The organism is Ruegeria sp. 6PALISEP08, assembly GCF_001238295.1.
Lineage (GTDB): Bacteria > Pseudomonadota > Alphaproteobacteria > Rhodobacterales > Rhodobacteraceae > Ruegeria.
This window is the reverse complement of the sequence record NZ_LGXZ01000014.1, coordinates 22187-47845: the sequence shown is the minus strand read 5'-3', so window position 1 is coordinate 47845 and position 25659 is coordinate 22187. Positions and strand designations below refer to the sequence as shown.

At 53.5% G+C, this 25659-nt stretch carries 27 protein-coding genes; 11 read left to right on the top strand and 16 right to left on the bottom strand.

Translation table 11 applies throughout. The features are described from left to right. Positions 1-31: 31 nt before the first annotated feature. Complete coding sequence (locus ALB80_RS17960) at positions 32-1258, bottom strand: HlyD family secretion protein (protein ID WP_050605481.1); 1227 nt, start codon at positions 1256-1258, stop codon at positions 32-34. Beyond that, complete coding sequence (locus ALB80_RS17955; protein ID WP_157054247.1) at positions 1251-1589, bottom strand: hypothetical protein; 339 nt, start codon at positions 1587-1589, stop codon at positions 1251-1253. The genes ALB80_RS17960 and ALB80_RS17955 overlap by 8 nt, the downstream gene beginning before the upstream one ends. 772 nt (positions 1590-2361) lie before the next feature. On the opposite strand from ALB80_RS17955, the gene ALB80_RS17950 reads away from it, so the two are divergent. The 4 genes from ALB80_RS17950 (at position 2362) to xerC (ending at position 6337) form a co-directional block, all read left to right on the top strand. After that, entirely contained in the window at positions 2362-3549 is a 1188-nt protein-coding gene (locus ALB80_RS17950; RefSeq protein ID WP_050605479.1) for an integrase arm-type DNA-binding domain-containing protein, read from the top strand. A 177-nt stretch (positions 3550-3726) separates the two neighbouring features. Next, complete coding sequence (locus ALB80_RS17945) at positions 3727-4488, top strand: hypothetical protein (protein WP_157054246.1); 762 nt, start codon at positions 3727-3729, stop codon at positions 4486-4488. Positions 4489-4743: 255 nt separating this feature from the next. Then, positions 4744-5259 (top strand): hypothetical protein, encoded by a 516-nt coding sequence (locus ALB80_RS22435; protein WP_050605477.1) that lies wholly within the window; start codon positions 4744-4746, stop codon positions 5257-5259. 52 nt (positions 5260-5311) lie between these two features. Beyond that, positions 5312-6337, top strand: a complete 1026-nt coding sequence (gene xerC, locus ALB80_RS17935; protein WP_050605476.1) for a tyrosine recombinase XerC — start codon at positions 5312-5314, stop codon at positions 6335-6337. Positions 6338-6586: 249 nt separating this feature from the next. On the opposite strand, the gene ALB80_RS17930 is transcribed toward xerC, so the two are convergent. From ALB80_RS17930 to ALB80_RS17920, 3 genes are read right to left on the bottom strand one after another with little or no spacing between them, the layout of a single operon-like run. Further along, positions 6587-7051 carry a CoA-binding protein gene (locus ALB80_RS17930; RefSeq protein ID WP_050605475.1) on the bottom strand — a complete coding sequence of 155 codons (465 nt, stop codon included), beginning with the start codon at positions 7049-7051 and terminating at the stop codon, positions 6587-6589. 3 nt (positions 7052-7054) lie between these two features. Beyond that, positions 7055-7420 carry a 2Fe-2S iron-sulfur cluster-binding protein gene (locus ALB80_RS17925; protein WP_172677913.1) on the bottom strand — a complete coding sequence of 122 codons (366 nt, stop codon included), beginning with the start codon at positions 7418-7420 and terminating at the stop codon, positions 7055-7057. Further along, positions 7417-8772: a selenium-binding family protein gene (locus tag ALB80_RS17920; RefSeq protein WP_050605473.1), complete on the bottom strand. Its 1356-nt coding sequence runs from the start codon at positions 8770-8772 to the stop codon at positions 7417-7419. Before ALB80_RS17920 ends, ALB80_RS17925 begins: the two co-directional genes overlap by 4 nt. 70 nt (positions 8773-8842) lie before the next feature. Here ALB80_RS17920 and ALB80_RS17915 point away from each other — a divergent pair, with 70 nt between their 5' ends. The 3 genes from ALB80_RS17915 (at position 8843) to ALB80_RS17900 (ending at position 10773) form a co-directional block, all read left to right on the top strand. Continuing rightward, positions 8843-9604: an IclR family transcriptional regulator gene (locus ALB80_RS17915; RefSeq protein WP_050605472.1), complete on the top strand. Its 762-nt coding sequence runs from the start codon at positions 8843-8845 to the stop codon at positions 9602-9604. A gap of 96 nt (positions 9605-9700) precedes the next feature. Continuing rightward, entirely contained in the window at positions 9701-10054 is a 354-nt protein-coding gene (locus ALB80_RS17910) for a putative quinol monooxygenase (protein ID WP_050605471.1), read from the top strand. 506 nt (positions 10055-10560) lie between these two features. Then, on the top strand, positions 10561-10773 hold the full coding sequence (locus ALB80_RS17900) for a hypothetical protein (protein WP_050605469.1): 213 nt from the start codon (positions 10561-10563) through the stop codon (positions 10771-10773). Between the two features lie 188 nt (positions 10774-10961). Here the strand turns inward: ALB80_RS17900 and ALB80_RS17895 are convergent, their stop codons facing one another. Next, on the bottom strand, positions 10962-11369 hold the full coding sequence (locus ALB80_RS17895; protein WP_050605468.1) for a cupin domain-containing protein: 408 nt from the start codon (positions 11367-11369) through the stop codon (positions 10962-10964). Positions 11370-11402: 33 nt separating this feature from the next. Next, positions 11403-11576 carry a hypothetical protein gene (locus ALB80_RS22255; protein ID WP_157054244.1) on the bottom strand — a complete coding sequence of 58 codons (174 nt, stop codon included), beginning with the start codon at positions 11574-11576 and terminating at the stop codon, positions 11403-11405. Positions 11577-11644: 68 nt separating this feature from the next. Between ALB80_RS22255 and ALB80_RS17890 the strand changes: the two genes are divergently transcribed. After that, entirely contained in the window at positions 11645-12391 is a 747-nt protein-coding gene (locus ALB80_RS17890; RefSeq protein WP_050605467.1) for a hypothetical protein, read from the top strand. A gap of 282 nt (positions 12392-12673) precedes the next feature. Here the strand turns inward: ALB80_RS17890 and ALB80_RS17885 are convergent, their stop codons facing one another. Next, a complete protein-coding gene (locus ALB80_RS17885; RefSeq protein ID WP_050605466.1) occupies positions 12674-16045 on the bottom strand; it encodes an AAA family ATPase in 3372 nt (1123 codons plus the stop codon). Positions 16046-17302: 1257 nt separating this feature from the next. Here ALB80_RS17885 and ALB80_RS17880 point away from each other — a divergent pair. After that, a complete protein-coding gene (locus ALB80_RS17880) occupies positions 17303-17500 on the top strand; it encodes a hypothetical protein (protein WP_050605537.1) in 198 nt (65 codons plus the stop codon). 69 nt (positions 17501-17569) lie between these two features. Continuing rightward, positions 17570-17797: a hypothetical protein gene (locus ALB80_RS22740; protein ID WP_050605465.1), complete on the top strand. Its 228-nt coding sequence runs from the start codon at positions 17570-17572 to the stop codon at positions 17795-17797. A 114-nt stretch (positions 17798-17911) separates the two neighbouring features. On the opposite strand, the gene ALB80_RS17870 is transcribed toward ALB80_RS22740, so the two are convergent. Genes ALB80_RS17870 through ALB80_RS17835 form a run of 8 tightly spaced genes read right to left on the bottom strand, consistent with a single transcriptional unit; the run spans position 17912 to position 23979 of the window. Then, the gene (locus ALB80_RS17870) at positions 17912-18754 is read right to left on the bottom strand and encodes a fumarylacetoacetate hydrolase family protein (protein ID WP_050605464.1); all 843 of its coding nucleotides are present in this window, start codon (positions 18752-18754) and stop codon (positions 17912-17914) included. 19 nt (positions 18755-18773) lie between these two features. Then, a complete protein-coding gene (locus ALB80_RS17865; RefSeq protein WP_050605463.1) occupies positions 18774-19526 on the bottom strand; it encodes an SDR family oxidoreductase in 753 nt (250 codons plus the stop codon). Positions 19527-19532: 6 nt separating this feature from the next. Further along, entirely contained in the window at positions 19533-19823 is a 291-nt protein-coding gene (locus tag ALB80_RS17860; protein WP_050605462.1) for a hypothetical protein, read from the bottom strand. Between the two features lie 10 nt (positions 19824-19833). Then, positions 19834-20946 carry a fumarylacetoacetate hydrolase family protein gene (locus tag ALB80_RS17855; protein ID WP_050605461.1) on the bottom strand — a complete coding sequence of 371 codons (1113 nt, stop codon included), beginning with the start codon at positions 20944-20946 and terminating at the stop codon, positions 19834-19836. A 1-nt stretch (position 20947) separates the two neighbouring features. Beyond that, on the bottom strand, positions 20948-21778 hold the full coding sequence (locus tag ALB80_RS17850) for an amidohydrolase (protein ID WP_050605460.1): 831 nt from the start codon (positions 21776-21778) through the stop codon (positions 20948-20950). Further along, positions 21775-22203 (bottom strand): RbsD/FucU family protein, encoded by a 429-nt coding sequence (locus ALB80_RS17845; RefSeq protein ID WP_050605459.1) that lies wholly within the window; start codon positions 22201-22203, stop codon positions 21775-21777. Before ALB80_RS17845 ends, ALB80_RS17850 begins: the two co-directional genes overlap by 4 nt. Continuing rightward, positions 22193-23245 carry an aldo/keto reductase gene (locus tag ALB80_RS17840; RefSeq protein ID WP_050605458.1) on the bottom strand — a complete coding sequence of 351 codons (1053 nt, stop codon included), beginning with the start codon at positions 23243-23245 and terminating at the stop codon, positions 22193-22195. The genes ALB80_RS17845 and ALB80_RS17840 overlap by 11 nt, the downstream gene beginning before the upstream one ends. Beyond that, positions 23242-23979 (bottom strand): GntR family transcriptional regulator, encoded by a 738-nt coding sequence (locus ALB80_RS17835; protein WP_050605457.1) that lies wholly within the window; start codon positions 23977-23979, stop codon positions 23242-23244. The genes ALB80_RS17840 and ALB80_RS17835 overlap by 4 nt, the downstream gene beginning before the upstream one ends. An 85-nt stretch (positions 23980-24064) precedes the next feature. Between ALB80_RS17835 and ALB80_RS17830 the strand changes: the two genes are divergently transcribed. Next, positions 24065-25618: a UxaA family hydrolase gene (locus ALB80_RS17830; RefSeq protein WP_050605536.1), complete on the top strand. Its 1554-nt coding sequence runs from the start codon at positions 24065-24067 to the stop codon at positions 25616-25618. Positions 25619-25659: the final 41 nt, after the last annotated feature.

Sequence of the window (25659 nt, the reverse complement as noted above, 5' to 3'; positions counted from 1 at the left end):
GCGATACTCTACCTTTCTGCTAGTTGGGAGCTTAGTTGAATACCAATGTCTTAACAGGGAGCAGAATGGCCTGTGCACGCAAGACAATTGCATTTGCTATACCCATGCCATCCACAATCCTTGCGATGAAAGCAGACAGGCCCGTGATTTCACCAGCGTCGATTTCCTGTGCTCGGCTCGTATAAGCAACTCCAACGCACGCACTACCGGGCGGGATGCTATCAAGGTGCCGTGGGAAAATAGGTGCTAGGAACGCTGTAATTGTACCGGGTCGCGCTCGATCCTGCTGATCCAGCAGCGCATCCCCCGGTCGGAACTGCCCCGCAGCAATCGCCTCCTGCACGTCGTCCACAACCATTGGGATTATGGTCAACGGTTTAGACGCACAGGTGATTTCCACCAGCATACCCGGCTTTAGCACACTGGCAGAAATCTGACCAAAAGCCGCGATAAAACGCCCTTGTCCCGTGACCTCAGGCACCAAAATCCCGGCAGGGCGTAGTATTGGATTAACGATATCACCCGGCTTTAGCAGGAACTGCGTTACCGTCCCGTCCACCTCGGCAAACACGGTGGATTTTGATATCTCGTTCTCAGCCTCTCTCAAAACCGCACGCGCAGTTTCAAGCTGTGCAGGGAGAAGAGTAGTTTGGCGCAATTTGGCACCATCGAGGGAGGCAATTGCGGCTGCGCGCTGACTTTCCGCGCCGGACATTGCTGTTTGCAAGCGTTCCAGTTCCTGCTCACTAACAACGGTGTTGTTTCGTTCCGCAAGCTCCAGACGTCGCTCCAAATCGCTCGTAGCCTGAGCAAGTTCAGCTTCCGTCGCCTCAACCCTTGCGGTGGCGCTCGCGACTTCTGTTGCAATCAGGCCCAGAGCCGCCTCAATCTCTTCGATACGACGCTGAGCCGTTTCCGCTGCTGCCTCCTGCCTTGTGGTGTCCAATCGGAAAATGGAATCACCAGCATTCACGTCGTCATTATTGGCAACGTAGACTTCCGCGACCCGCCCCGCGCGATCCGACAGAATGGTAACTGTGCGAAACGCCGCAGAGACATTCCGCGTTGAGGGGTGGAAATAGAAGATCAACGTAATCAGCGTCACAGCCAGTATTGCACAGGCTGTCAAACCCCACCGCAATTCGTACCAGACATTGAACAGGGTTATTTCGTGACCCCACCGCTTGCCTTGCTTGTAGCGGCGATACAGATAGTCCGGGACAATTGTGATCAGTGCAGAGAAGACTAGCTCAAGCATCGTCGCTCTCCGAGACGTCTACTTCGGTCTTGAGTGGAAAGATCTCATGCAACGGCACGGCGGCGATCAGAATAGCTGCGATCCAGAAAGCGTTATTCAGGGTGAATAGAGAGATTAACCCAAGTACACCGACCAACTGCATTTGGACCTTATGAGCACCGGCTGCCATGCGGTCTGGAATGGCCTGTACTGTGAAGTAGAGTGCGCCAAAACCCAGCAGCACTATGACTAGAACCAACCCAACAACGATCAGAAAACCGTCTGTCTCCCCCGGGGGTGTTACCCAAAAAGGGAGTCTTGCTAGCGCCTCATCAGAAATAGAACTGTTCACCTGTCCCCCCCGCATCCAAGTGATCACATTCGAATATAACCGATTGAAATCAAGAAAACCAATTTGTCTTGTGGCTATGAATTTATTTCAAACGCATCATGGCAAACTTGGCTAATCCAACGGTCTTTGAAACTGGGGTGCAGATCATTTAGCGGGAATATTTTCAGAATATTGTTGGGTCAGCTCTGGGATCCGTGGCTGTCGAATGCATCCGCAGCATTCTTCTGGCGCGGTAATGACCGTTCATCGGGGCTCATTTCGACACTTCGCTTTTGCTTTACTTGTGTGCTGGGTGATTGGTCAGCGTATTCGAGTGTTGAAGGGTGTCTTTCGTCTTGAAGTGTTCTCCAAATGATTGTGACCTGCACCAGATATAGGCTTGCGGAAAGACCAGTGTTTCTGCTGAAGTCCGGACTAGATGTGATGTATTGAAAGGAGAGTGATTTCTAAAATTAATTGATGCTTTTTCGGGGAAATAGAGCGTTACGTCAACTAAAAGGGAGACCATCACCTTTCAGGTAAAAAGACGTAAGATGTACGTAACGAGCATAAAAATTTCCTGTAAGTTGTTGATTTTATTGACGTCAGATTCCGTGTGGGGGCACCATCTTCCAATATCCCAATGTCCAGTGACATCCATTTAAGCCCTTTATATAAGGGTTTGTATGAGAATGTTTGTCCACCCGTGTTTTTTGCAGTCCGACGATGTACCCCCAGATTGGGGGTCATTTTGGGGGTACGCTGAAAAGGCTGAATTGGAGCGTACCCCCACATGCCTCTGAGCGATGCGAAGATTCGAAACCTGAAATCTAAGTCAAAGCCATACAAGGTAAGTGACTTCGACGGTCTTTTCGTGCTGGTCAAAGTCAGCGGCTCAAAGTCATGGCGGTTCAAGTACCGCGTCGACGGAAAAGAAAAGCTGATTGTGTTTGGCGACTACCCTGCGGTGAGCCTGAGCAAGGCCCGCGAACTCCGGGATGCAGCCCGAACAAACCTCGCGAACGGCCTTGATCCATCAGAACTGAAGCAGGAAGAAAAGCTGCGCCGCGCAGAAGCCAGTGGCCAAACCTTCGAAAAGATAGGTGCGGCTTTCTTGGCCAAGCAGCATAAAGAAGGAAAGTCTAAGGCGACGCTCGACAAAACCGCATATCACCTGAAGCTCGCCAACCGCGATTTTGGTAAGAAAGCAATAACTGCAATAACCGCACCGATGATCTTGCGCACACTGCGAAAAGTCGAAGTGAAGGGCAACTATGAGACAGCGCACCGGTTGCGCGCACGAATTGGGTCTGTGTTCCGCTACGCGGTTGCAAGCGGCCTCGCCGAAACTGACCCGACTTATGCTTTGCGCGATGCTTTGATCCGACCGACGAGACAGCATCGAGCTGCAATAACGGATCCCATTGCATTCGGCGCACTGCTCCGCGAGATCGACGTCTTCGAAGGCCAAGTTACCACGCGCATCGCGCTTCAGCTTTTGGCCCTACTCGCACAGCGCCCCGGAGAATTGCGACACGCCAAGTGGGGTGAGTTTGACGAAACAGAAAGAGTATGGGCAATTCCGGCTGGAAAGATGAAGATGCGACGCGATCACTTTGTGCCGCTGGCAGATCAAGCGATCAAGTTGCTGGATGAACTGCGCCCTTTGACCGGCGAAAGCGAATACTTATTCCCCTCCTTGCGTTCATGGCACCGGCCAATGAGCGAAAACACTATGAATGCTGCGCTTCGGCGGATGGGCTACTCTGGTGATGAAATGACCGCGCATGGTTTCCGGGCCACCTTTTCTACTCTGGCCAATGAAAGCGGTCTCTGGAATCCCGATGCAACAGAAAGGGCTTTGGCTCATGAGGAACGTAACGAGGTGAGACGCGCCTACGCGCGAGGCGCACATTGGGAAGAACGGGTTAGACTTTCGGACTGGTGGGCTGGATATGTAGATGAACTGAAGGCAAGTTGATACCGTAGTTAGCACTGGCGTTTCATTCATGGACCAATCGGAAAAATCAGAAAGACACCAAAGAATAATTGCGAGGATCGGCGGTGGTTTGTTTGCCAACACTGAAAAGCCAGAGATTCCGCCAAGGGTGAAAACTACCGTCAGGCGGTGTCGGACTTGTTTGCGAAGCGTGACGAAATGTCGAATACGATCCGCAGGGAATTGGCATGGTTGCCACCCGAGGAACTTGTGGACACTTTCGGTCCAAACGGAGAACCAATATCCGAAAAAGGGAGGGACTTGGTTGCAAGATTTCGAAGAGAGATGGAAGCGGCGTTTGGTAGGTTGAAGCCTTGGTATTCAGCGCCACTCTTTTGCACAAAACAGTTGGCCGATTTTGAACATTGGGCCAAGCACGAATTTCTTTCTTTGGATGAGGTTGTGTGGCTTTCCGTTGGGCTTGAGCCAGAAGACAGGTTCGTAGCATCGATCAAGGAGTATGATGAGAGGGGCAACAAGCAAAAGCTGGATGAGGTGACCACCTACATGAGCCGCCACAGAGAGGTGATAAGGCGGAAGTTCGACCCATACAATCAAAGGCACAAACCAAAGTTTGCGGACCTTTTTGTCTGGATCAATGAAGTTAACCTGACCGTTCACTCAGGGTTTTATGAGCTTGTTTCTCACAGAGCAGCAGCGCCCAGTAAGACCGCAATTCCTGATGTGCCCGACAAGATCGACAGCAAGTTTGACGGTCGCGAACGAACCTCAATGGTAAAGCTCATCGTAGCGATGGCGATTGATGCCAACGGCTTCGACCCTACGGAAAAACGCAGCGAGGTTCCCAATGAGATAGAAGGAATCGCAGATCGTCTGGGCTTAAACCTGACCAGCAAAACAATACGAAAGTATCTTCGCGAAGGCTCAGAGAGGTTACCTGAAGACTGGAAGCCAGAATAAAGATATTTCCTCAGGAATTAGCGGAAATAGCCTTAAATAATATCAATTACTTATAGATAATTCCAAGCGGCAAAACCATTTTCCCCTCAGATTTCAAACTTTGATCCATAACCTGATCACATCACCTAACACAAGGATTGATCAGAATGGACAATATAGATTTCCCCCGAACTGGCCTCGTACGGCTTTCGCAAATTCTTGCACCTGCCGGTCCCATCCCGGTTTACAAATCTGCATGGTGGCAGGGTGTAAAAGATGGGCGCTTTCCTCAGCCTCAAAAACTTGGCCCGCGTACTAAGGTTTGGAAAGTTGAGGACATCCGCGCCCTATTTGAAGGTGACGCTGATGGCTAAATACCCAAACCCGATGCTCGTTAAAGCCTCACGAACATATGACGTGCTAGAAGCGACGCGGGCGCTTGGGCGAACACCCGCCACGATCCGGAACTGGATCAAAGATGGGTTGGTGGTGCTAGCGTCACGCAAACCGTACTTGATCCTCGGGCAAGCGATCCGGGACTATATCCGGGCAAAGTCTGCATCTAGAAAAAAGGCTCTCTCGCAGGATGAAATCTACTGTCTTTCATGTAGAGCGGGGCGGCGACCGCTAGACATGGCGGTCACGCGGCATTTCCAAACCAGTAAAACATGCAGAATTAACGGTATTTGCAACGCCTGCGGAGCACCCATGTCGCGGATCATTTCCTTGTCCAAGGCACAGCATTTCTTTGAAGTGTTCAGGCTCAAGAAAAACCTCGCCAGCAACGCCTAATGGATACCGGCTCCTACCGTTTGAAACACACATCTGAAAGGGATGAACTGGCATGAGAAAAGTGAACGAAGAAAACGAGCGCACAAAACGGAGATACCAACAATACCTCAAAGCTGCTCGACGCAAAGACGAAGCCACCATTGATAAGGCTGCCGATGCGATCCTGCATTATGAAGCTAGCACAAACTTCGCTTCATTTAAGAAGTTTAGGATTGAACAAGCTGTCCGCTACCGCGCCAAACTTGACTCCGAAATCAACAAGAGAAACGGCAAACCATTGGCGAAGGCTACCATCTCATCGCGATTGTCGAACATCAAAGGTTTCGTTGTCTGGCTGGCCGACCAACCCGGCTACAAAAGCCGCATCCGCCACTCGGATGCCGACTATTTCAACATGGACGCAAAGGGCCAGCGGGTGGCGCACGCCGTAAGAGAGCGGCCTTACCCTTCTCTGGAGATGGTCCGGCACGCCTTCTTGCAGAGGCCAACGGCAACAGACATTAACCGGCGCGACGCAGCCATCGTCGCTTTTCTGATGATCTCCGGTGCGCGGGATGGCGCTGTTGCGTCTCTCAAGCTCAAGCACATAAACCTGGTTGACGGCTACGTCTTTCAGGACGCGCGGGAGGTAAGGACGAAAAACTCCAAGACCTTCACAACATACTTCATGCCCGTCGATCAGATGTACACCGACTGTTTTCGTGATTGGGTGCAATATCTTAAGACGGAATTGTTCTTCGGTCCGGATGACCCGCTTTTCCCTCCACCAGAAATGGGTATCGTTGACGGTCAATTCGCAGTCGTCGGCTTGAAGCGACAGACCTATCAAAACCCCAATGCAATCCGAGCAGCGGTCAAACAAGCCTTTGAAAACGCGGGCCTGCCGACCTTTGCGCCACATTCATTTCGCAAGACTCTTACAGTCTGGGCGGACAAACATTACCCGACACGCGAAGCCGTCAAAGCCTTCTCTCAAAACATCGGGCACGAAAGCGTCGTTACAACGGTCAGCTCGTACTTCCCTGTCAGCACGGAGCGGCAAGGCGAACTGATCAAAACGCCCAAGACTTCCGTCTAGGTTCTGGCCGCAAAAACGGCGCGTTTTCTACGGCAGCTTTGACCCAGAGCAGACAGTGGCGAAAAACGAGGCTATGTCGGAATCGCGGACAAAGCGGCCTTTGGTTCGCCAAACAAATCGGTCATTTTTGGTTTTAGACTAGGCGGTTGTGTAGAGTGACAGGATTACTTGTCTTCTCTTCCGTAAGCTCAATATCTCAATTGGCACCCTCATTGGATGCTGAGGAGGCCGCTACCAATCGAATTCCCATCATATCTTTAGGTCCAGGCGCGGTTTCCAAAAAGGGCGGAAGAGTTCAATCTTGGGGCATCGGTTCATCACGACTTTAAGGCCCGCCGCTTCTGCGAGTTGCGCTGCTTTGTCGTCGTACACACCGATTTGACCCCAAAGAACTTTTGCCCCGATTGCGATAGCCTTCTCGGCAAAGGCATATAACTCTTCCTTCGGGCGGAAAACGTCTACCATATCAACATGTTTGTCGATCTCTTCCAGTGAGTGGTAGACTTTGAGCCCTCTAATTTCCGAAACATTCGGGTTAGGATTCACCGGTAGAATATCATAGCCGATTTCACTCAGCTGTCGCAGAACGCCATAGCTGAATTTCGTTTTGTCCGCGCTAGCCCCCACCATTGCAATGGTTTTAACCGACTGCAGGATGTCGGCGAGGTATTTGGGGTCGTAATCGTAGATGTGGTTGATATCTGCTTCGGGCATCGGTTAACCTTCCTTCGGCGTCGCAATGTCAGCCTTGAGTTCGTGGGGTTTGAGAGGGTCGAGAAACGGATTGCGGTACAGCTTGCCATGGCTCTCGACCCCGATCTCAAGCGTGATGTCGGATGTCGGACGTGCCACGCAAAGGATCACATAGCCGTTCGCGATTTGCCGATTATTCAGCGCAACCTGTCGGCGTTGATCGATCGCGCCAGTCTTTAGTTTTGCCGCGCAGGTAATGCAGCCGCCATACTTGCACCCAAAAGGCAAGTCGACGCCCTGTTCTCTCAGCGTTTCCAGAAGTGGGCGCCGCGCATCCACACAGTATTGCGCGCCATCTCTGTTCGCGATCGTCACGGTATACATAGTCATAGCCAGATGTCGCTTGTGCAATCACCGCCCGGATACCGGCTCTCGTGACAGCGCGATGGACCATTCGGTTCTTTGCCAAAGTCCACAATGAAATCCTCGTTGATCTTCATACCACCGTTTTCAGGGTCGCAATCGATCATCACCATAACCCCGCCCTTTTCGCGGATCTCGGGATAGAACTGGTTATCCCAAGTCGAGAACAGCGAGGTCGTGACATAAAGCCTTCGCCCGTCGAGGGAGAGCTGGAACATTTGCGGACCACCCGCGACCTCGACCCCGTTAACGATCGGAGCTTTACCCAAAAGGCCCCCCATAAACACTTGGCCGGTCAGCTTGGGATTATGCGGGTCGGTGATGTCATACTGGCGCATATCTCCATGCAGCCAATTGTTCAGGTACAAGTATTTGTCGTCCATCGAAATCAGGATCGCCGACATAACCCCCGGCAACGGGATCGGCCATTCGGGGTGCATCTCGTTTTCCACGTCGATGATCTTTTCCCACCGCCACTTTTTAGCATCGTCTTGCCACCAATGGATCACATTGGTCGAAAGAGCTGCGCCACAGAACCCATGCGTGCTGTCGGGGTCATGGTGGAACTTGACTTCCAGCGGCAACAGCCCGTCTTCACCTAAATAGAAGCTTTCGACCGGTTCGCGCTTTTCGAAATCCCAAAAATGCAGCTCCCGCCCATATTTCAGATGACCCACTTCTTCCAGATCGAAGCCCGGCATGAAGGTATTGGGCGCAGCCCATTCGGAACTGACCATCACGTTGTGGCGCGGTTGGTACCAGAAATCGTAGCCAAACTTTATATCGCCCATCGAGGTTTCCCAGCGACCGACGATGTTGAACTCTTTGTCGAGATGCAGATAGCCTCCAGGAGCTTCACCCTTGGCATTTCCAAGGAAGGAAATGATGATTTCCGAGCCCAAACAATGCACCGTATGCGGGCCCGATAAATCTGCCTTGGCCTTGATCTCGGCCCCGTCGATGACCTTATGCAACCGCGGCGCACGCGGGTCAGTGGCTGTATCAACGATGTGAAGGTTGTTAGAGCGTACGCCTGGCAGGATCAGGTATTTGCGGGACATCGAGCCGTCGTCGTTACAGGACGAACAGGCGTTCCACCCCATGTGGTGAAGCTCGTCCCCAATCCCCGGCATTTCTAGCCTATTGATTACCTGAGAATAGGTCGGGCTGTCAGGGTCTACATCCACTGTAGCAAGGTAATCAGGTTTCTGGATCCCTGTCCCGGTGTAGATGGCGATCGTGTAGAGTAGCTTTTCTCGGGCGGCTTTGATGGCTTCTTGCGGACTTTTGAAGCCCGGTCCACAGCATTGTCCATCCATCGTGTGCTCCTCCCTTGATTCCCTAAATTGTATCGTATATCGAAAACTTAGTTACCATAAAGTGAGAAAAATGCATCTCGAACGATTAGCGCTGATTTTGGAAATCGTGGGTCAAAAAGGACGTGCGTCCGTAGCGGATATCTGTGCCCAGTCCGATATACCTAAACCGACGACCTACAGGCTGGTTCAAGACCTTGTTTTGTCCGGCCTACTTGAATCACCAACCCGCGGTGAGTTCGCGATTGGGATTAGGCTAAAGCGTATCACGTTGAGCGATCACTCTGATCCCGCTCTTTTGCAGGTGATTGCGCCTGTCCTCTCTGGCGCTGCGAATGACTATGGCGCTGCGTTTTTCTTGTCTCGGCTACGGGGCCATTGGGTTGAGATTATTCATGTGGAGACACCGCAGACGGGCGTGTCTTTTCTTCATCCAGGTATGGGAAAACGACCAATGCACGCGTGCTCTTGCGCCAAGGCAATCGCCGCCGTGTCGCCTGAGCTGCTGTCTCAAGACCGATTGGATGGGCAGCTTAAGCGGTACACAGATCGCACGATTACAGACCCTAAGGATCTGGCCGCGGAACTCGATGTCATTCGAGCCAAAGGGTATGCCGTATGTGTTGAAGAGCTCGAGCGCGGGATCAGTTCTGTCGCAACAACGCTGACTAAGACAGGTGTTGGTGCGACGCTTTCAATCGGCGCTACGGCGTCTCTTCGGGTGTTTACACCTTCGAAGCGAGAAAAGATTGGTCATACACTTACCACAATGTCACACGAACTTGCACGCGCGCTAGGATGGGGTGAAGCAGATAAAGAAAGGATACCCGCTTAGGTTCATGGGTATCGCATTGCTGTAGGTTAACGCCATCCAGCAGGACAGGTGTGTTTTGCGACCTTCGCCGCTTTTAGGTCAATGAGGGAGACAAATATGGACGATGCAATGTTTGGTGGGTTCTTCGTGATCAACGTAAAACCTGAGTATCGGCAGCCCTTTTTGGACGCTAGCATCTTCCAAGCGCAAAATGTTGTCAGTGAAGAACCCGAAGTTTTCCAGTTTCATATTATGGTGGATGAGACAAACCCAAATCGTTTCTATTTCTACGAAGTGTTCAGAAACGAAGCCGCGGTCCAAGATCATTGGGAATCTGAAACCTTCAATTACTGGTTGAACACTGTCCGAAAGATGCTGGATGGTGAGATCGAACTTGTTGCCAGGATGCGCTCGCTTTTTCCGACGCCAAAAGGTTTCGAGGCGCAAAAAGCAAGCCTGCTACTATGGTAAAATTGACCGACGTTTGAGATTTTCGTCCGTGCGAGAACATTACTGGTTTTGGTGCTGGTCCGCTTTGGACACGATGCGATCATGCGATGATATTTCGAGAGCGTCTTCGATGCGCTCGAAGCTGACACCCGACACAATTGACTGAACAGCTGCCAGCCTATTTTAGAGAAAAAGGGAATTTCGTATGAACAAATGGATTTATTTTGGGTTCGCATTGCTGGTTTCAGCCTGCAGCCCACCGCCCCAGGCTCCGTTGGTAACTGATGCGAACGGTCAGACTTCCATCCAAATCAACACAAGCGGGCTTACATGTTACGAGTCAACCTGTCTGGAGATCACAAGGGGCAGCGTTCGCGCGATCGGACACAAGAGAGCGCGCATCCCAAAAGATATCGATGTCAGCAGCGGGACCGTCACCCCAGACGAGTTCAAGCGGATGCGCCAATCAGCGATGTTGGCGGGCGGACCCGGTTCTGGCAATCGGTAAACAAAGGAGAGGTCGCGATATGTTCAACGATGACGTCCAGGCACGATGCCCAGAATGCGGATCGCAGGATACGGTGATTACAGGTGAGAAAGCTGCCTGTAATGCATGTGGGTACGAGGAGCCTTTTCTGCTCGATGAAGAGGTGCGCGACGGAGCGCATGACGTTGTGGCCAACGCGCAGAAAATGGCACGGGCGAGAGACGTTTTGCAGCGATGGGATTTTGCAGGGTAAATGGGTGGCTGAGGCGGCCAGAAATCCAGAAAAGTGAAAACACGCTGTAAGGGCCTTTCAGGGGCCAAACGAAGGCCGCGCTCCGAAGGCGAAAGATCCGTTACCTCCTTTAAATGGGCGTAGAATGGGTCAGGAAAGGCTCTAGAGGGGTCACTCCGCTGCGACTTGCTCGGTAAGGCGCAAGCGCTTCACTCTGCGCGCGCTGCGCTGTAATCCTCGTCTGAGACATGCTCCATCCAATCTGCAGTCTTGCCCTCGACGGACATCTGCACAGCCAGATGGGTCATCGCGCAGTCTGGCGACGCGCCGTGCCAATGCCGCTCTCCTGGCGCGAACCACACCGTATCGCCAGGGCGCAACACCTGCACAGGCTGCCCTTCAGATCCAGCCAGGCCCAAGCCCGACAAAACATACAGCGTTTGACCGGCAGGGTGCGTGTGCCAAGCTGTCCGTGCGCCGGGCTCAAAAGTCACCGTAAAGATCTTGACCGGCGAGGGATCATTCCCTGTCACAACGGGATCAAAGCGGACCGTACCGGTGAAATACTCATTGCCGGGAAATTGAGAGGGCCGGTCCCCGGCGCGGTGAATCTCCATGATGTGCTCCTTTGTTGCGCTGCTCTTGGGGACTTAGCAGAGTTCCGATTTCAAACCCAGAAGCGCGCCGGGTCGACGCGGCAATCTGAGCGCCATTGTCGAATGCCCATAGTGCGACTGGAACCAGTCATCGGTTTGAACAGGACCTACGGCCGAGTTGCGGACAAAGCGGCTTTGCCCATTGTAGCGTATTAGTGATATCGACATAACGTCGGCGTACATATCCTTCTGGCTATGCCGACCCTATTTCTGGAGGAGGTTCAAAAGCGACCAAAATGAAGAGTTCAATATTTCGGAAAACCAGTGCCGCCTGCATTCTGGCCTTCTCCCTTTCTCAAAGTGGGGCAGCTGCCGAAAACGCCTCTAACCCACTTTCAAAAGGTCGGAACACAGATCTCAGAATTCAGCATACTGACGGAAATAGCGGTGAAAAAACAGACTATTTCATTGATGGCGCCTTCATGGCGCTAGACAATTTGAAGATCAAATACGAGCTTCACTACAACAATGTATCAGCAAATGGGATGTCTTCCAGCGACTGGGAAAAGGCGCTCGTTAAATTGATATACTTCCCAACGGAGGGCTTGCTCAATGAGACTTGGGGGTACCGCGCGGCGGTGGGCCTCGACTGGATAGTTGAGTTTAGCAATGATGACCAAGGCATTGGGACAGGTTCAGATCAGCTCGGACCGTTCGTCGGGGTCGCCTTTGGAAACCAAGATACTGGTCTTTCACTTATCCCCTTGGTACAGCATTTCTTTGACTACAATGGCGATACCGACATCAGCCAGACGGCGCTCAGGTTAATCGCGCTACAACCCTTCGCAACCGACTACTGGGCCAAGTTGGATTTGAAAGTCCCATATGATTGGGAAGAAGATGCATGGTCTGGCTCTGCAGAAGTCCAGATCGGATACAACATCAACGAAGGCATCGCAGTCTACGGCGAAGCGCTTCTGGGAATTGGTGGCAACCGATCTTTTGACGAAGGATTTGGTGTAGGCCTTCGCTTCCGATACTGAACCTTTAGCCTTTTCCGACTTGGCCTCAGTAAACGTTGTTTGTTTATGACCGCTCAGGGCTCAGAGCAGTCATTCGCCGCACTCGGCATGAACGACCACTATGCGGACTTTGCGGACATCCGCATTGTTACTTCAAAGGACCGTAGTCAGCCCAAAGGCGACCTTCACTCAATGTATCTTCAACGGGATCAAAGCGGATAAACCTGCCGTACAAAAACCAAGAAATGATACAGAAACCGTCGCTTGGAAACGTTCGCCACGCCCGCAACGAAGGGACGTGCTTTACTGTTTGAGTAGAGCATTGGCGTCCAAAAAATCAGGTGTCTCAAAGCCTTCAGAAAACCAGCTGCAAATTGGTGCCAGTAGTGATCTTGCCCGGGACTCGCAGTTTTGGTCTCGCCACAGTGAAGCAAGACTGGTAGCTGCTCGTAACTCCAGTGATTTTGCATGTTGCGCGCGCGCTCGATCAATCGCCTTTTGAAACTGAAGTTCCGCGCTAGCAATGTCACTAGATTCTAAGTGTAGGATGCCTTTTAGCCGGTCCAGCTCAGCAAGGTAAAAGCGTTCTTGGTTTGAAGATTTAATAGCTTTGGCTTCTTTTATAGCAGCCCATGCCGAGTCAAAGTGGCATGCGTCAATGCAGCTTGCAGAAAGGAAAGCAAGCCATTGAGTATCACCAAGCCCCGCGCCCGTTTCGTGCCATTTTTTCAGCCCGGTTCTCAACTGGTCCAAACCCTCCTCATACTCTCCCAACCCACATAGAGCGCGGCCCCGGCACATTCCTCCAAAGGCAAGCCAAGCCGCTAGACCATGTTTCCGGGCGTGCGTGACGGCCGCTTCAGATGCGGACAGAGAAGCCGCGAACTCCCTGCGATGATTGAGAATAACAGCCTTGAAGCTCAGCGCCCAACCGACACAATGGCTGACCGACAGATCTTGGCTGAAAGAGAGCCCTTCGTCTGCCATATGGATGGCACTGTCTGGGAACCCGCTCAACCACAAATTCCAGGCTGAGTACAACCTACAAATAACACCAGCGCTATCGCCATGAATCGCAACTTCTTCCCGACGTTGCCGTTCGCAAAGAGCGTCGTCAATTTCTATACCCGCTTGAAGGTGTTTCGCAGCTTCCTTGGATTGGCCTACGAAGAATAGGCTCGTGCCGAGCACTCTGTGCCCAAGTGCACGCCGCTGCGCATTGCCCTCTTGTTTAGCGAGAGAACCCAGCTTCTCTGCAAGGCTCAAGGCGTGTCGGTGTTCTCCTCTGGAGAGGCGATAGTTCCAATACCCTCTCAGAATTGGGAACAAGTCTTCCGTTCGGCCGAGCCGGCCACAAAGTTTGCGCGCTCGCTGATACGCCCTCCTCACTTCCGGCGCTGTCCAGCCCTTTGAGAATGTCAGAGGGACAGCCAACTTGGATTGTAGCTCTAACTCAACCTCCATCTTTCTGGTTGGATGATCAATGGCGGGAACCAATTTCAACCCCATGTTAAAATGCGCAATAGCCTCCACGTTTGAAGAACGAGCTATCGCTTTCTCACCGGCTTTGAGCCAGAACTTAATCGAGGCTTCATGATTGCCTGCTTCTAAAAGATGGTAGGCCAATGTTTCTGGCCTTTTGTCCGCAATCTCTGGACGCATCGTTTTGATCACTTCCGCTGAAAGTGCGTGCAATCGTCGCCGCTTCGCCTTCAGCAAAGATGCATACGCCGTGTCACGGACCAGCGCATGCTTAAATACATACTTCGCGTAAGGCGGTCTTCCCCTTTGTTGAAGCAGCCCAGCGGCCACGAGTTGAGCCAATCCTTGTTGCAGTTCTGTTTCTTCAATTGAAGAAACAGCCAACAACATTTCATAGTCGAATTCTCGACCAAGTACGGCACCAAATTGCGCTATCAGTCGTAATTTGGGAGACCGGTCCAATCTCGCCATGAGGGAGCCCTGCAACGTCGCTGGGACAGCTGTATCCGACAGCTGGCCATTTAACTCGAAACGTCCATTTCGCTTTCGCACGAAACTCGTTTCCAACAGTACTTTGGTAAGTTCTTCGACAAAGAGTGGCACTCCGTCAGTCTTGCCTACGATATGCTCGACCAATTCCTGAGGCAGTTCTTCTCCTCCGGTTTGCAATTTTATCAGGCTTTCGACTTCAGTTCTCTTCAAACGATCAAGGATAATTGGGCGCGTGCAACGGTGACTTGGCCAGTGCGGTTGAAATTCCGGGCGATAGGTGAGGATATTGAGGATTGGAGCGGTTGTAGATTTTTCGAGTTGGAGCGCCAACAATTCCAATGTTGACGGGTCCGCCCAATGCAAGTCTTCCCAAGCCAAAATGACCGGTCTTTGACTGGCCTCGTCCAAGAGCCAAGCAACGATTGCGTTCATCGTCTGCAATTTTTGCTGCGGCGGTGCCTGTCTTGTTGGCGGATACCTGTCGTCAGGAAGCGGAATCGACAATAATGAGGCTAGCAATGGTGTCACTTCATTCAACGGTAAGTTTAGACCCTTAAGAGCTCCTTCCAGTTTTGCCAACTTGCCATTGGCTCCATCATCGCGGTCAAATCGCAGAACGTGCTCCAAGTGGACGATAAGAGGATAAAATGGACTAGTTGTATGATAGGGTGAGCAGCTGATTGTGATGCGTGCGTAGTCCGTTTCGTTTAACTCTACGCGCATTGCTTCTAACAATCGGGATTTCCCTATCCCGGGCTCTCCGCTTATCAAGACAACCTGACTTGTACCTTCCCGGCTCAACTGCCAAGCACGGTTTAACAGTTCTATTTCATGCTTGCGCCCGACAATTGGACTGAGAGTACCGGTGTGTGCTGACTTAAACCGAGTCTCTGCCGCAGGCTCACCGACAACCCGCCAGGTCACAACGGGTTTTTCAAATCCTTTGAGTCGGTGTGCCCCAAGTGCTTCAAATTCCAGCGCACCCCCGATTAGTTTGTGGGTAAAGGCATCTGTCACCACTTGGCCTGGCAAAGCCACATTTAGCACCCGGGCAGCTAGGTTAGGAGTTTCACCGACAACGGCATCCTTTTCTGTCGTGGTTTCCCCTACTATGTCGCCGATTACGACCTGTCCGGTGGCCACCCCGACTCGGGCCGCAAGTGCCTGTTCGGTGTCATTTTTTAAAGATTGCACCGCTTTTGTGACAGCCATTCCTGCGCGAACAGCACGCTCCGCTTGGTCCTCATATGCACGCGGCCAGCCAAAGAAAGCGAGCACTCCATCGCCGAGAAACTTGGCAACATGGCCGTCGAAACGGGCAACCATGCCGGCGACTGTGTCCTGATACTGTCGCATAACATCATGCAGGTCTTCTGGATCTAACTTTTGTGAGAGTGCGGTCGAGTCGACCAAATCGCAAAACACTACAGTCAGTTGTCGTCGCTCGGCATCAGCCGTGCGCATGGACGTTGACCTAATTCCTAAGCTCGTGGTTTCTGACGGTTCAGCTCTTTTTTCAACAAGAGCAGCGATGGCGCGCGACAACGACTTGCGATCGCCCATGGCTGCAACACCTAGTTCGATTAAATCATCTTCACCGAGGTATGGTAGGTGCTCAAATTTGATCCTGTTTTTGGCGAAGGATTCACTGTATTCGCCAAGGCCCAATTGTTCGAGCCACTCACCGACGTTATGAGACATGACTGCCTCTTGGACAGTTGAAATGACTCCAGTCTAATAGGTTTTTGCTCTTCAGGCTATCTTGGCTGGGGGCGCGACCCTGTTGGGCAATGGCAAGTTGACCGCGCCCTCCTCCGTCAAGCCCAGTAAGGCCATGAGATTCTTGCGATGTCTTCATTTCCGTAGCGAAATTGCTGCACCGTGAACAAACGGTAAGAAAACGGAATCTATATCGCAGGACTTTGCAAAGTCAGCTTTCTGCACCTTGGCGACCTTGGTACTGTCCGCAGCAATGGTACGTTTGGGCTCTGAACAGACCTTCGTCGGCATTTGATGGGTGTCCACTTTGTCACGATTTGCAGACGTTCACGACTGCGAAATCGATGGCTTGCTTCTCAATGATCAATCTCACTACCATCGGAGGTTGGCATGAGTTGTCGACGAATTTACTTTGCCGAAGACAATTTATTTCCCGAGGTCAACGTATTTGGCGAATGGAGCAAAACGCACACTGGCAACGTACCCAAAAACCGATGCGCTTTCACACAAGTTCCGGCTCAAATGAACTCCAGCTTGACCGCAAAAAGCGCGGCTTTAAGACATGCTTGGGGGTGCGACTGGGGGTACGTTTTATAATGAGGAAAAAGAATCTTATAATATACAATATCTTACATTCTAATTGCGAAGACGTGTGGCTCATTCGCTGCGTCAATGCAACCCGGTGGCAGAATGTGCCGGGCCTAAAGCCTGATGTTCTTTCATCATGTTTCTACAGTCGAAGAAACGATGTAGGAACGGCGACAATATCCTTTCTCATTTGGGTGGATAAATTGAAGAATGCGACCTTGATGTCTCAATCATCATTTGCGGACCCACACCTTTTCCGGGATTACAAGTTTTGTGGGTTGAGAGGTAAGGCTGTCTTGCCGCTTCACTGATACTCGCACCAGAAACTTGGGTACTATTAGCTTGATTGGACAACGCAAATTTTTTGCTTGGGGGCCATTTTCTTTATCCTCCCTGTGGACTGGGCGCTCGTGTTGAGTATGTCTTTGCCTCCTGCCCACTAAACTTCTCGCCACCTTTCCTGCAATTGCAGGGCATCCTACGCAGGACTTCTTTGTTGGGTGCATCGTATCATCGCGCAGAAATCAATCTGCCGGAAAGAAACGGATGAACGTCTTGGATGCGCCATCTGGAAACTGGCATTCCCCAATTATGCTCTCAATCCGATGAAAATCGGCTATGGTTCCAAACATCTTGAGACAGGAGATTGCTATGCTTTATCCACTTGCAACGCTTGAGGCCGATAAACTCAGCTTGGTTAAGGAACTTGAAGAGGAAATCGGAAGCCCGCTTGTGGCGTTTGCCGCAGTTGACGCCGATACTGCCAATCTGCCGAAGGACCAGCTTCGGAAGTTACAGGCCCTTGAGGGTGAACTTGATGTCGTTCTTGTTGCTGTAGGACCAAACTAGGCTTTGTTCACAAAGCCCGCGTAATCACTCCCAGGAGTGTTGAGTTTCCAGCATCCATAGGAGGTTTTGTTGCCACTGTACAATGACATGTTCGAACTGTCTGTCGATGATATCGACTTAATTGAAAACTCGCTCCGTCGCGCTCAGACCGCTCTGTCACATGCCGATCGGGATGAGAGCGAACAGGAAAGGAGGGAACGGGAAGAAGCTCTTACCAGGATTCATGACCTATTGGGGCGGCTTCACGACCAGAAGATTTTCTATCGGCCGAAAAGCGGAGTGTACGTAGGCGGATAGAAGCCGGACTGTTTGAAAATTGGCCGCAGATCTGCAGCCAACACCGGTACTTTGCCATGCCGCTCTCAAAGCTCTTGAAACATCCGATCTCGTCGAACAGTTAGAGGTCCTGCCTTATCCGGCAACGACATTTTGCCGCTGAACACCCAACCCCTCAATCCCCAACTCCATCCGGTCGCCGGGTTTCAAATAGGTTGGTGGATTTTGCCCCATGCCCACGCCCGGAGGGGTTCCGGTTGAGATCACATCGCCGGGCTGCAACGACATGAACTGAGACAGGTGCGAGACAACTGTCGCCACGCCAAAATGCATCGTTTTGGTCGAACCGTCCTGATATCGATGGCCGTTCACCTCAAGATACATCGGCAAATTCTGCGGGTCCGTAACGTGATCGCGCGTCACCAGCCAAGGGCCGATCGGGCCAAATGTGTCTGCCGACTTACCTTTGACCCATTGACCTGAGCGATGCAGTTGAAAGTCGCGTTCTGACAGATCGTTGACCACGCAATAGCCCGCAATGTGGTCCATGGCGTCTGCTTCGGAAACGTATTTGGCCTCTTTTCCGATGACCACGCCCAGTTCGACTTCCCAATCGGTTTTGACAGATCCTCGCGGGATTTCCACAGGGTCATCGGGGCCGATAATGGCAGAGGTCGCTTTGAAAAAGATGACGGGCTCTTGCGGCAGTTCCATTCCGCTTTCCGCCGCGTGGTCGGCATAGTTCAGGCCGATGCAGATGAATTTGCCGACCCGGGCGACACAGGCTCCGATGCGCGGATCGCCCTCTACTTTGGCCAGGCTGGTGGGGTCAATCTTGCGCAGTCGGGCCAGTGTGGCGTCGTCCAGCGCATCCCCTGCAATATCATCGACCACGTCCGAGAGGTCGCGGATCGCGCCGTCAGCATCCAGCAGCCCGGGTTTTTCTGCGCCCATCGGGCCAAAGCGTAGCAGTTTCATATGTGATTTCCCTTGTCGCTCAGATCGTCCAGCCGCCATCAATGGCAAATGGCTGGCCAGTAGTGTATTTGCTGGCGTCGCTGGCCAGGTACAGGGCCAACTCAGCGATTTCCTCGGCGCTGCCAATCCGCCCCATCGGTTGCCGCGCGATGAAATCGGTCATCGCCTGATCATAGTCGCCTGTGGCGCGCAATCTGTCATGCAGGCTGGGGCTGTCGACAGTGCCCGGACAAATGGCGTTGCACCTTATGCCCCGGGCCACAAAATCAGCCGCCACGGACTTGGTCAAACCAATGACAGCCGCCTTTGACGCGCAATAGGCAAACCGGTTCGGCACACCTTTCAACGAAGAGGCCACAGATGACATGTTGATGATCGACCCGCCGCCGTTCTCCAACATGCCGGGCAGGGTCAGTTGGATCAGTCTGAACATGGATTTGACGTTGAGATCAAAACTGAAATCCCAGTCTTGTTCCGGGCATTCAAGGATCGAGCCTGCCGCAACATAGCCCGCGCAGTTAAACAGGACGTCCAGATGGGGCAGGTCAGACGTTGCCGTCCGTACCGCTTCGGCATCCAAAACATCCAGTTTGAGTGGAGTGATCCTGTCAATTTCGCTCAACTCGGCAAGAGTGGCGTCATTTATGTCGCTGGCAAAGACATGCGCACCTTCTGAGGCGAAAAGGTCAGCAGTCGCGCGGCCAATACCCTGACCGGCAGCCGTGATCAGAACCGTTTTCCCGGCAAGCCGGTTGGATGATGTCGTGGTCATGGGGCCTCACAGTTTTTCGGTCAGAAGGTCGGTTAGAATGTCCTGCAAACAAACAGGTCGTCGAATGCGTTTGATCGCATGGGTGCCAACGGATGTTGCATCGAATTCGCGTACCAGCGTGGCGCGGGTCGACCACCCGAAGGTGGTATAGGCTTTCTCTCTGGCCGGAATGGCGGCACCGACAACCGCGGGTAAGCCTGCGGCAAAGCCACGGCTGAATCCGGGCGCAAGCTCTGACGCAAAAGTCTGGCCCAAACCTACCCATTCACCAGCCATCAGGCGTTTTCCGGTTAACATGCTATTTCTCTCAAAGAAGCCCACGTTGGGCCAGGTTTCGCATCAGATGGGACGCGCCAAATGTCCATTCGGGGCATTCCGTTGACAGTCGCACCGCGTTGGTCAGTGCTCCCAGTTGGTCATTTGCAATTGTGACGACATCGCCCAGTTTATGGGTAAAGCCACCGCCGGGCGTGTCCCGGTCCTGGGTCGGTGCAAACAACGTGCCCAGAAACAGCATGATCCCGTCAGGGTATTGGTGATGCCGTCCGATCGTCTGCAGTACAAGGTCGATGGGATCGCGGCTGATCTGAGACATGGAGGAGCGGCCGTTCAGGACAAACCCGTCCGGCCCGTTGACGGTCAATGTCAGTTCAGCCTGACGCACGTCGTCCAGTGAGTAGATTTCGTCAAACAGCCGGATCATCGGTCCGATCGCGCAAGAGGCGTTGTTGTCCTTGGCCTTGCTCAGCAGCAGTGCTGAACGCCCTTCGACATCGCGCAGGTTGACGTCATTGCCCAGTGTAGCGCCCTTGATTTCACCTTGTGATGTGATGGCCAATACGATTTCGGGTTCTGGATTGTTCCAGGTCGAGATCGGGTGAAGCCCGATATCCGCGCCGTATCCAACCGATGACAGAACCTGCGCCTTTGAAAACACCTCGGCGTCAGGGCCTATCCCAACCTCGAGATACGGGCTCCAAAGCCCCTCAGAGATCAGCGCGGCCTTGACCTGCGCGGCGGCGTCTGATCCGGGCACGATGTTTGACAGGCTCTCGCCGATCCTGTCGCCAATGCGTGTGCGGATTGCCTCGGCCTTGGATGGATCACCCGCTGCCTGTTCTTCGATCACGCGTTCCACCATCGATCCTGCAAAGGTGACGCCGCAGGCTTTGACGGCCTGCAAGTCGCATGGGGCAAGCCATTGGTGGTCTGCATCCAACGGTCCGATATCAAGGCCCTTGGCTGAGCGCACGTAATCCACCGCGTCGTCGCGTTCCAGAATATCCCGCACAGTGGGCGCCGGTTTTGCAGTGATGTCGACAACACGCCCATCGCGCAAGGTGACAACGCAAGGGCCGATCCCGGCGCGCTCAATGCGGCCAAGCCACAACCCGTCTGAATCCATGGTGTCGAGTGTCATTTCAATCCCTGAGGTTATAGGCGCGCGCTGCGTTGCCGCCCAGAATAGCCTGGCATTCGGTACTGCTCATTGAGCCAAGCAGCACATCGGTGGTCTCAAACCAGCGTTCGTAACTGCTGGCCAAAGTGCAGACCGGCCAATCACTGCCCCAGATCAGACGAGACGGGCCGAAGCAGTTCAATAGGTGATTCACATAGGGCCGCAAATCGTCAACGGTCCAATCCGGTTTTGCTTCGGTGACAAGTCCCGATAGTTTGCACCAGGCGTTTGTCTCTTGCGCCAGCGACGCCATGTCGTTGGCCCAATCTTCAATCATCACGTCCCGGATCAGAGGTTTCGAGGCGTGGTCTATGACCACCTTCATCTCGGGGTGCCGCGTCAAAAGAGTTCTAAGCGACCCAAGATGTTCGGGTAGGGTTAGGGCGTCAAACGTCAGGGCGTGGTGTTGCAGTGCTTCGAAGGCGGGCGTCAGGGTATCCTCAAGCATCCATAACGGATCAGAGATGTCCTGGATCATCGGGCGCAGGCCGACCAGAGCCGGATGGTCAGCCAGTGCCGCAATTTGTGCTGGCGCGTCAGTGGCCTCAAAATCGACCCAGCCGACAACACCTTTGATGAACGAAGTTTGATCGGCCAGTGACAGCATATATTCTGTCTCGGCCACAGTTGGTGCCGCTTGAACCAGAACCGTGCCGTCAATCCTTGCCGCTTCCAGCAAAGGGACCAGATCGGCTGGCGTGAAATCTCGGTAAATAGACTCCAGTTCAGGCGTCAACCAATCATAATCATCCCGCGCCAATGCCCAGAAATGCTGATGTGCGTCGATCCTCATCCGATCACGCCCTTTTTCAGGATGATATTGCCATAGAGCCTGCGTTCACCTGTCTGAACGACGGCAAAGGCGGTGGCGGCGCGTTCGTAGAAAGCGAACCTCTCCAGACATTGGATCTTGACCGGATTGTCGGCGGTTGTGTCTATGATACGTTGAAAATCCGCGACAGCATCGGGCACAGCCTGCGGGTCGTTGACCACCTGCATTGTCAGTGCCGGATCGGAAACGAATGTGTCCAGCGGCATCACTGAGAGAACGGCCCGTAAGATGTCACTGGCCGAAGAGCCATCGGCCCGGATGCAGTCAGTACCGATACTGGAGCCGGGGAAATTGGCATCGGCGATCACAATCTCATCCCCGTGGCCCATGGCCCGCAGCGCAAAAAGCAGCTCGGGTGACAGGACCGGGTCGATATTACGCAGCATATGCGGCCTCATCAGGCAGCGGCGCCTCTGGGCGGATCAAGCCCTCGGCACGCAGGTCGGACCAAAGCGCCATCGGGATATCGCGGTCCAGCAAGGCAACATTCGCCTGCACTTCGGCTGCACTGACCGCACCGGGAACCACTGTCTTGACGCAGGGATGGCCCAAAACAAATTGCAGCGCTGCCGCGATCAGCGGCGTGTCATGTGCTGTACAGACATCCTCGATCTTTCGAACGCGATCCAGAATGTCCTCTGGAGCGTCAGCATAATTGTACTTGGCCCCGGGCACAGCACCGGTGGCCAGAATGCCCGAATTATAAGGACCGCCCAGAATGATCCCGACATCGCGCTTCTGACAAAGTGGCAAGAAGCTATCCAACGCTTCCTGTTCCAGCAGGGTATAGCGTCCGGCCAACAGGAACCCGTCAAAATCACCCATTCCCAGAAGCTTTTCACAAACCTGCCATTCATTCACGCCTGCGCCGATCGCCGCGATTTCACCGGCTTCGCGCAGTTCAACCAGAGCCCTGTAGCCGCCGCCATCAAACAGTTCGCGCACCTTGGCGTCTGACATTTCCTGGCTGCCCTGACTGAAGACACAGACATCATGAACCAACAGAATGTCCACATTGGACACGCCGAGCCGCGCGCGGCTGGCTTCATGCGACCGCATTACCCCGTCATAGGTGTAGTCAAACACGATACGTTTTTGCGGCACATCCACAAAAGCCTCTGGCGTGACCTCGTGCGGTTTGCAGTCCAGCAGCAGTCGTCCGATTTTAGTCGACAGTTGAATGTTCTCGCGACCAAAGCGGGTGATTGCTTCGCCAAACCGATGCTCGGACCGGCCGAGCCCGTATTGAGGGGCGGTGTCGAAAAACCGGATGCCTGCGTCATAGGCGGCTTGCAATGCAGCTTGCGCATCTTCGTCCGAGACCGTGCGATACAGATTTCCCAGCGGTGCGCCGCCGAACCCCATGCGGGTCAGGTGCACAGGTCGCGTGGTCCGTGAGTTGAGCAATTCTGCCTGGGAAACGGTCATACTTCCTCGCTGTGCGGCTGCGGGCTGAGGTTGAACAGATCTGGTTTTTGCTGCTCCAACTTTTCGATGCGGGGCATCAATTGGCGCAAATGTGTGCGCATGGCGTCCTTTGCGCCCTGTTCGTCATGTTTGCTGATCGCGTCAAAGACCGCACGATGTTCGGCCAAAGTCTCTGCAATGCGGCCAGGTGTCGGCAGCAACAACATCCGTGCGCGACTGACCTGAAGGGAAACGGTTTGCGCCACGTCGTTGAGGCGACGGAAACCGGTAAATTCCATCAGCAGGCCGTGGAATTCTTCATCCGCTTGATAGAAACCAGGAATATCATCATCTTCGATCAGCAGTTCCTGTAGGCGCATATTGCGGCTGAGCCGCTTGCGTTGATCGTCGGTCAGATCCCGCGCGACCTTTGCAACCGCCGCAAGCTCAAGTGCCTCACGCAGGAAGACGCCTTCGCGAATTTCTTCCATCGAAAAATAGGAAACGCGCGTGCCTGACTGAGGCACAACATCCACCAAGCCTTCAGACGCAAGACGTGCAATCGCGTCGGCGACCGGTGCGCGCGATACGCCAAGACGCTCGCATACCGGGGCTTTGCGCAGGATCGCGCCGGGCGGGAAGTCGAGCGCCAGAATCGCCTGCTTCAAGGCGCTGTGGACTCGCTGGGTCAGGGTCCCTTCGGTCGACGTGATTTCGGGCAGCAGGGTGGCATCAATATCATTGGGCTTGTTCATGTTTTGATATTTAGCATTCTAACATGTTAGTTGACAAGAGGTGAGATTCCACTTAGCAAAAGGACCCAGACAATAAGGGAAGATGATGAAGGCAAGTGGCGGCATAGGTGTTTTGAACGGTGCAGCGCGCGACGTCGTAAAGCTGAATCCGCAGGACAACATCGTTATCGCCCTGCGGGACCTTCAAGCTGGTGAGCAGCCTGAGCTCGTCCCTGTGCCTTTGACCAAATCGGTCGCGCGCGGGCACAAGATTGCGGTGGCTCCGGTTCGTGCCGGTGAAAACATCGTTCGCTACGGCCAGATCATCGGTCAGGCAAAGTGTGATGTTGCCCCTGGCGAACATATCCACGTACACAATCTGGGTATGGGCGCGCACCAACAGGACTATGCCCATGCCAGCGCAAACAAGCCGCTACCCGGAAGATCAGAGGCGCGGACGTTCGATGGTTACTTCCGGACCGGCGGCAAGGTGGGAACTCGGAATTACATAGGGATTCTGACCACGGTGAATTGCTCTGGCTCGGTTGCGCGGTTCATTGCAGAAGCAGCCGGGAAATCCGGATTGTTGGACAGCTTTCCCAATGTCGATGGTGTGGTGCCGATCGTGCATGGCACTGGCTGCGGGATGTCGGGCAAGGACGAAGGCTATGCAACCTTACTCCGCACGCTTGCCGGATATGCCCAACACCCGAATTTCGGGGGTATCCTTTTGATCGGGCTTGGGTGCGAGGTCATGCAGGTGGCGGATCTTGTCGGCGGTCGTCCGATCCGCCCTGACGGCGTTTTACGGTATATGACCATTCAGAACGAGGGTGGCACCCGTCGCACTATCGAGCGTGGGCTGGACGAACTACGCGGTATTGCCGAACTGGCCAACCAGGTACGGCGTGCTCCGGCGCCGGTCAGTGCGCTTACCGTCGGGATGCAGTGCGGCGGATCAGACGGCTATTCCGGCATCACGGCGAACCCGGCCTTGGGCTATGCCTCGGACCTTCTGGTGCGCCATGGTGGGACAACGATCCTGTCGGAAACTTCAGAGATTTACGGAGCGGAACATCTGCTGACCCGACGGGCCGAAACCGTTGAAGTCGGCGAGAAGCTGATCGAACGCATCCACTGGTGGGAAGACTACACCGCTCGCAATGGCGGTGAGATGGACAATAACCCAAGCCCCGGCAACAAGCGCGGCGGTTTGACGACGATCCTTGAAAAATCGTTGGGGGCAGTCGCCAAAGGTGGCACCGCGCCACTGCGCGCCGTTTACAAGTTTGGCGAACAAATCAACAAGCGCGGTTTTGTTTTCATGGACAGCCCCGGCTTCGATCCATGTTCAGTCACGGGGCAGGTGGCCTCGGGGGCGAACCTGATCGTGTTCACTACGGGGCGCGGCTCGGTTTCAGGCTATCAGCCCACGCCCTGCATCAAGCTCGCCACCAATTCCGAAATGTATGCGCGCATGTCCGAGGACATGGACCTGAACTGCGGCGACATCGTTACCGACGGTGTCAGCATCGAAGCCAAGGGCGAGGAACTGTTCGAAATTCTGATCCGTGTCGCCTCGGGCGAGAAAACCAAAAGTGAGGAGCTTGGTTTCGGGGGCGTGGAATTCGTGCCCTGGCAAATTGGCGCGGTGATGTAACCCGCGCGCAGCCCCTGGGGAGAGGGGCAAATGGGAGGAAA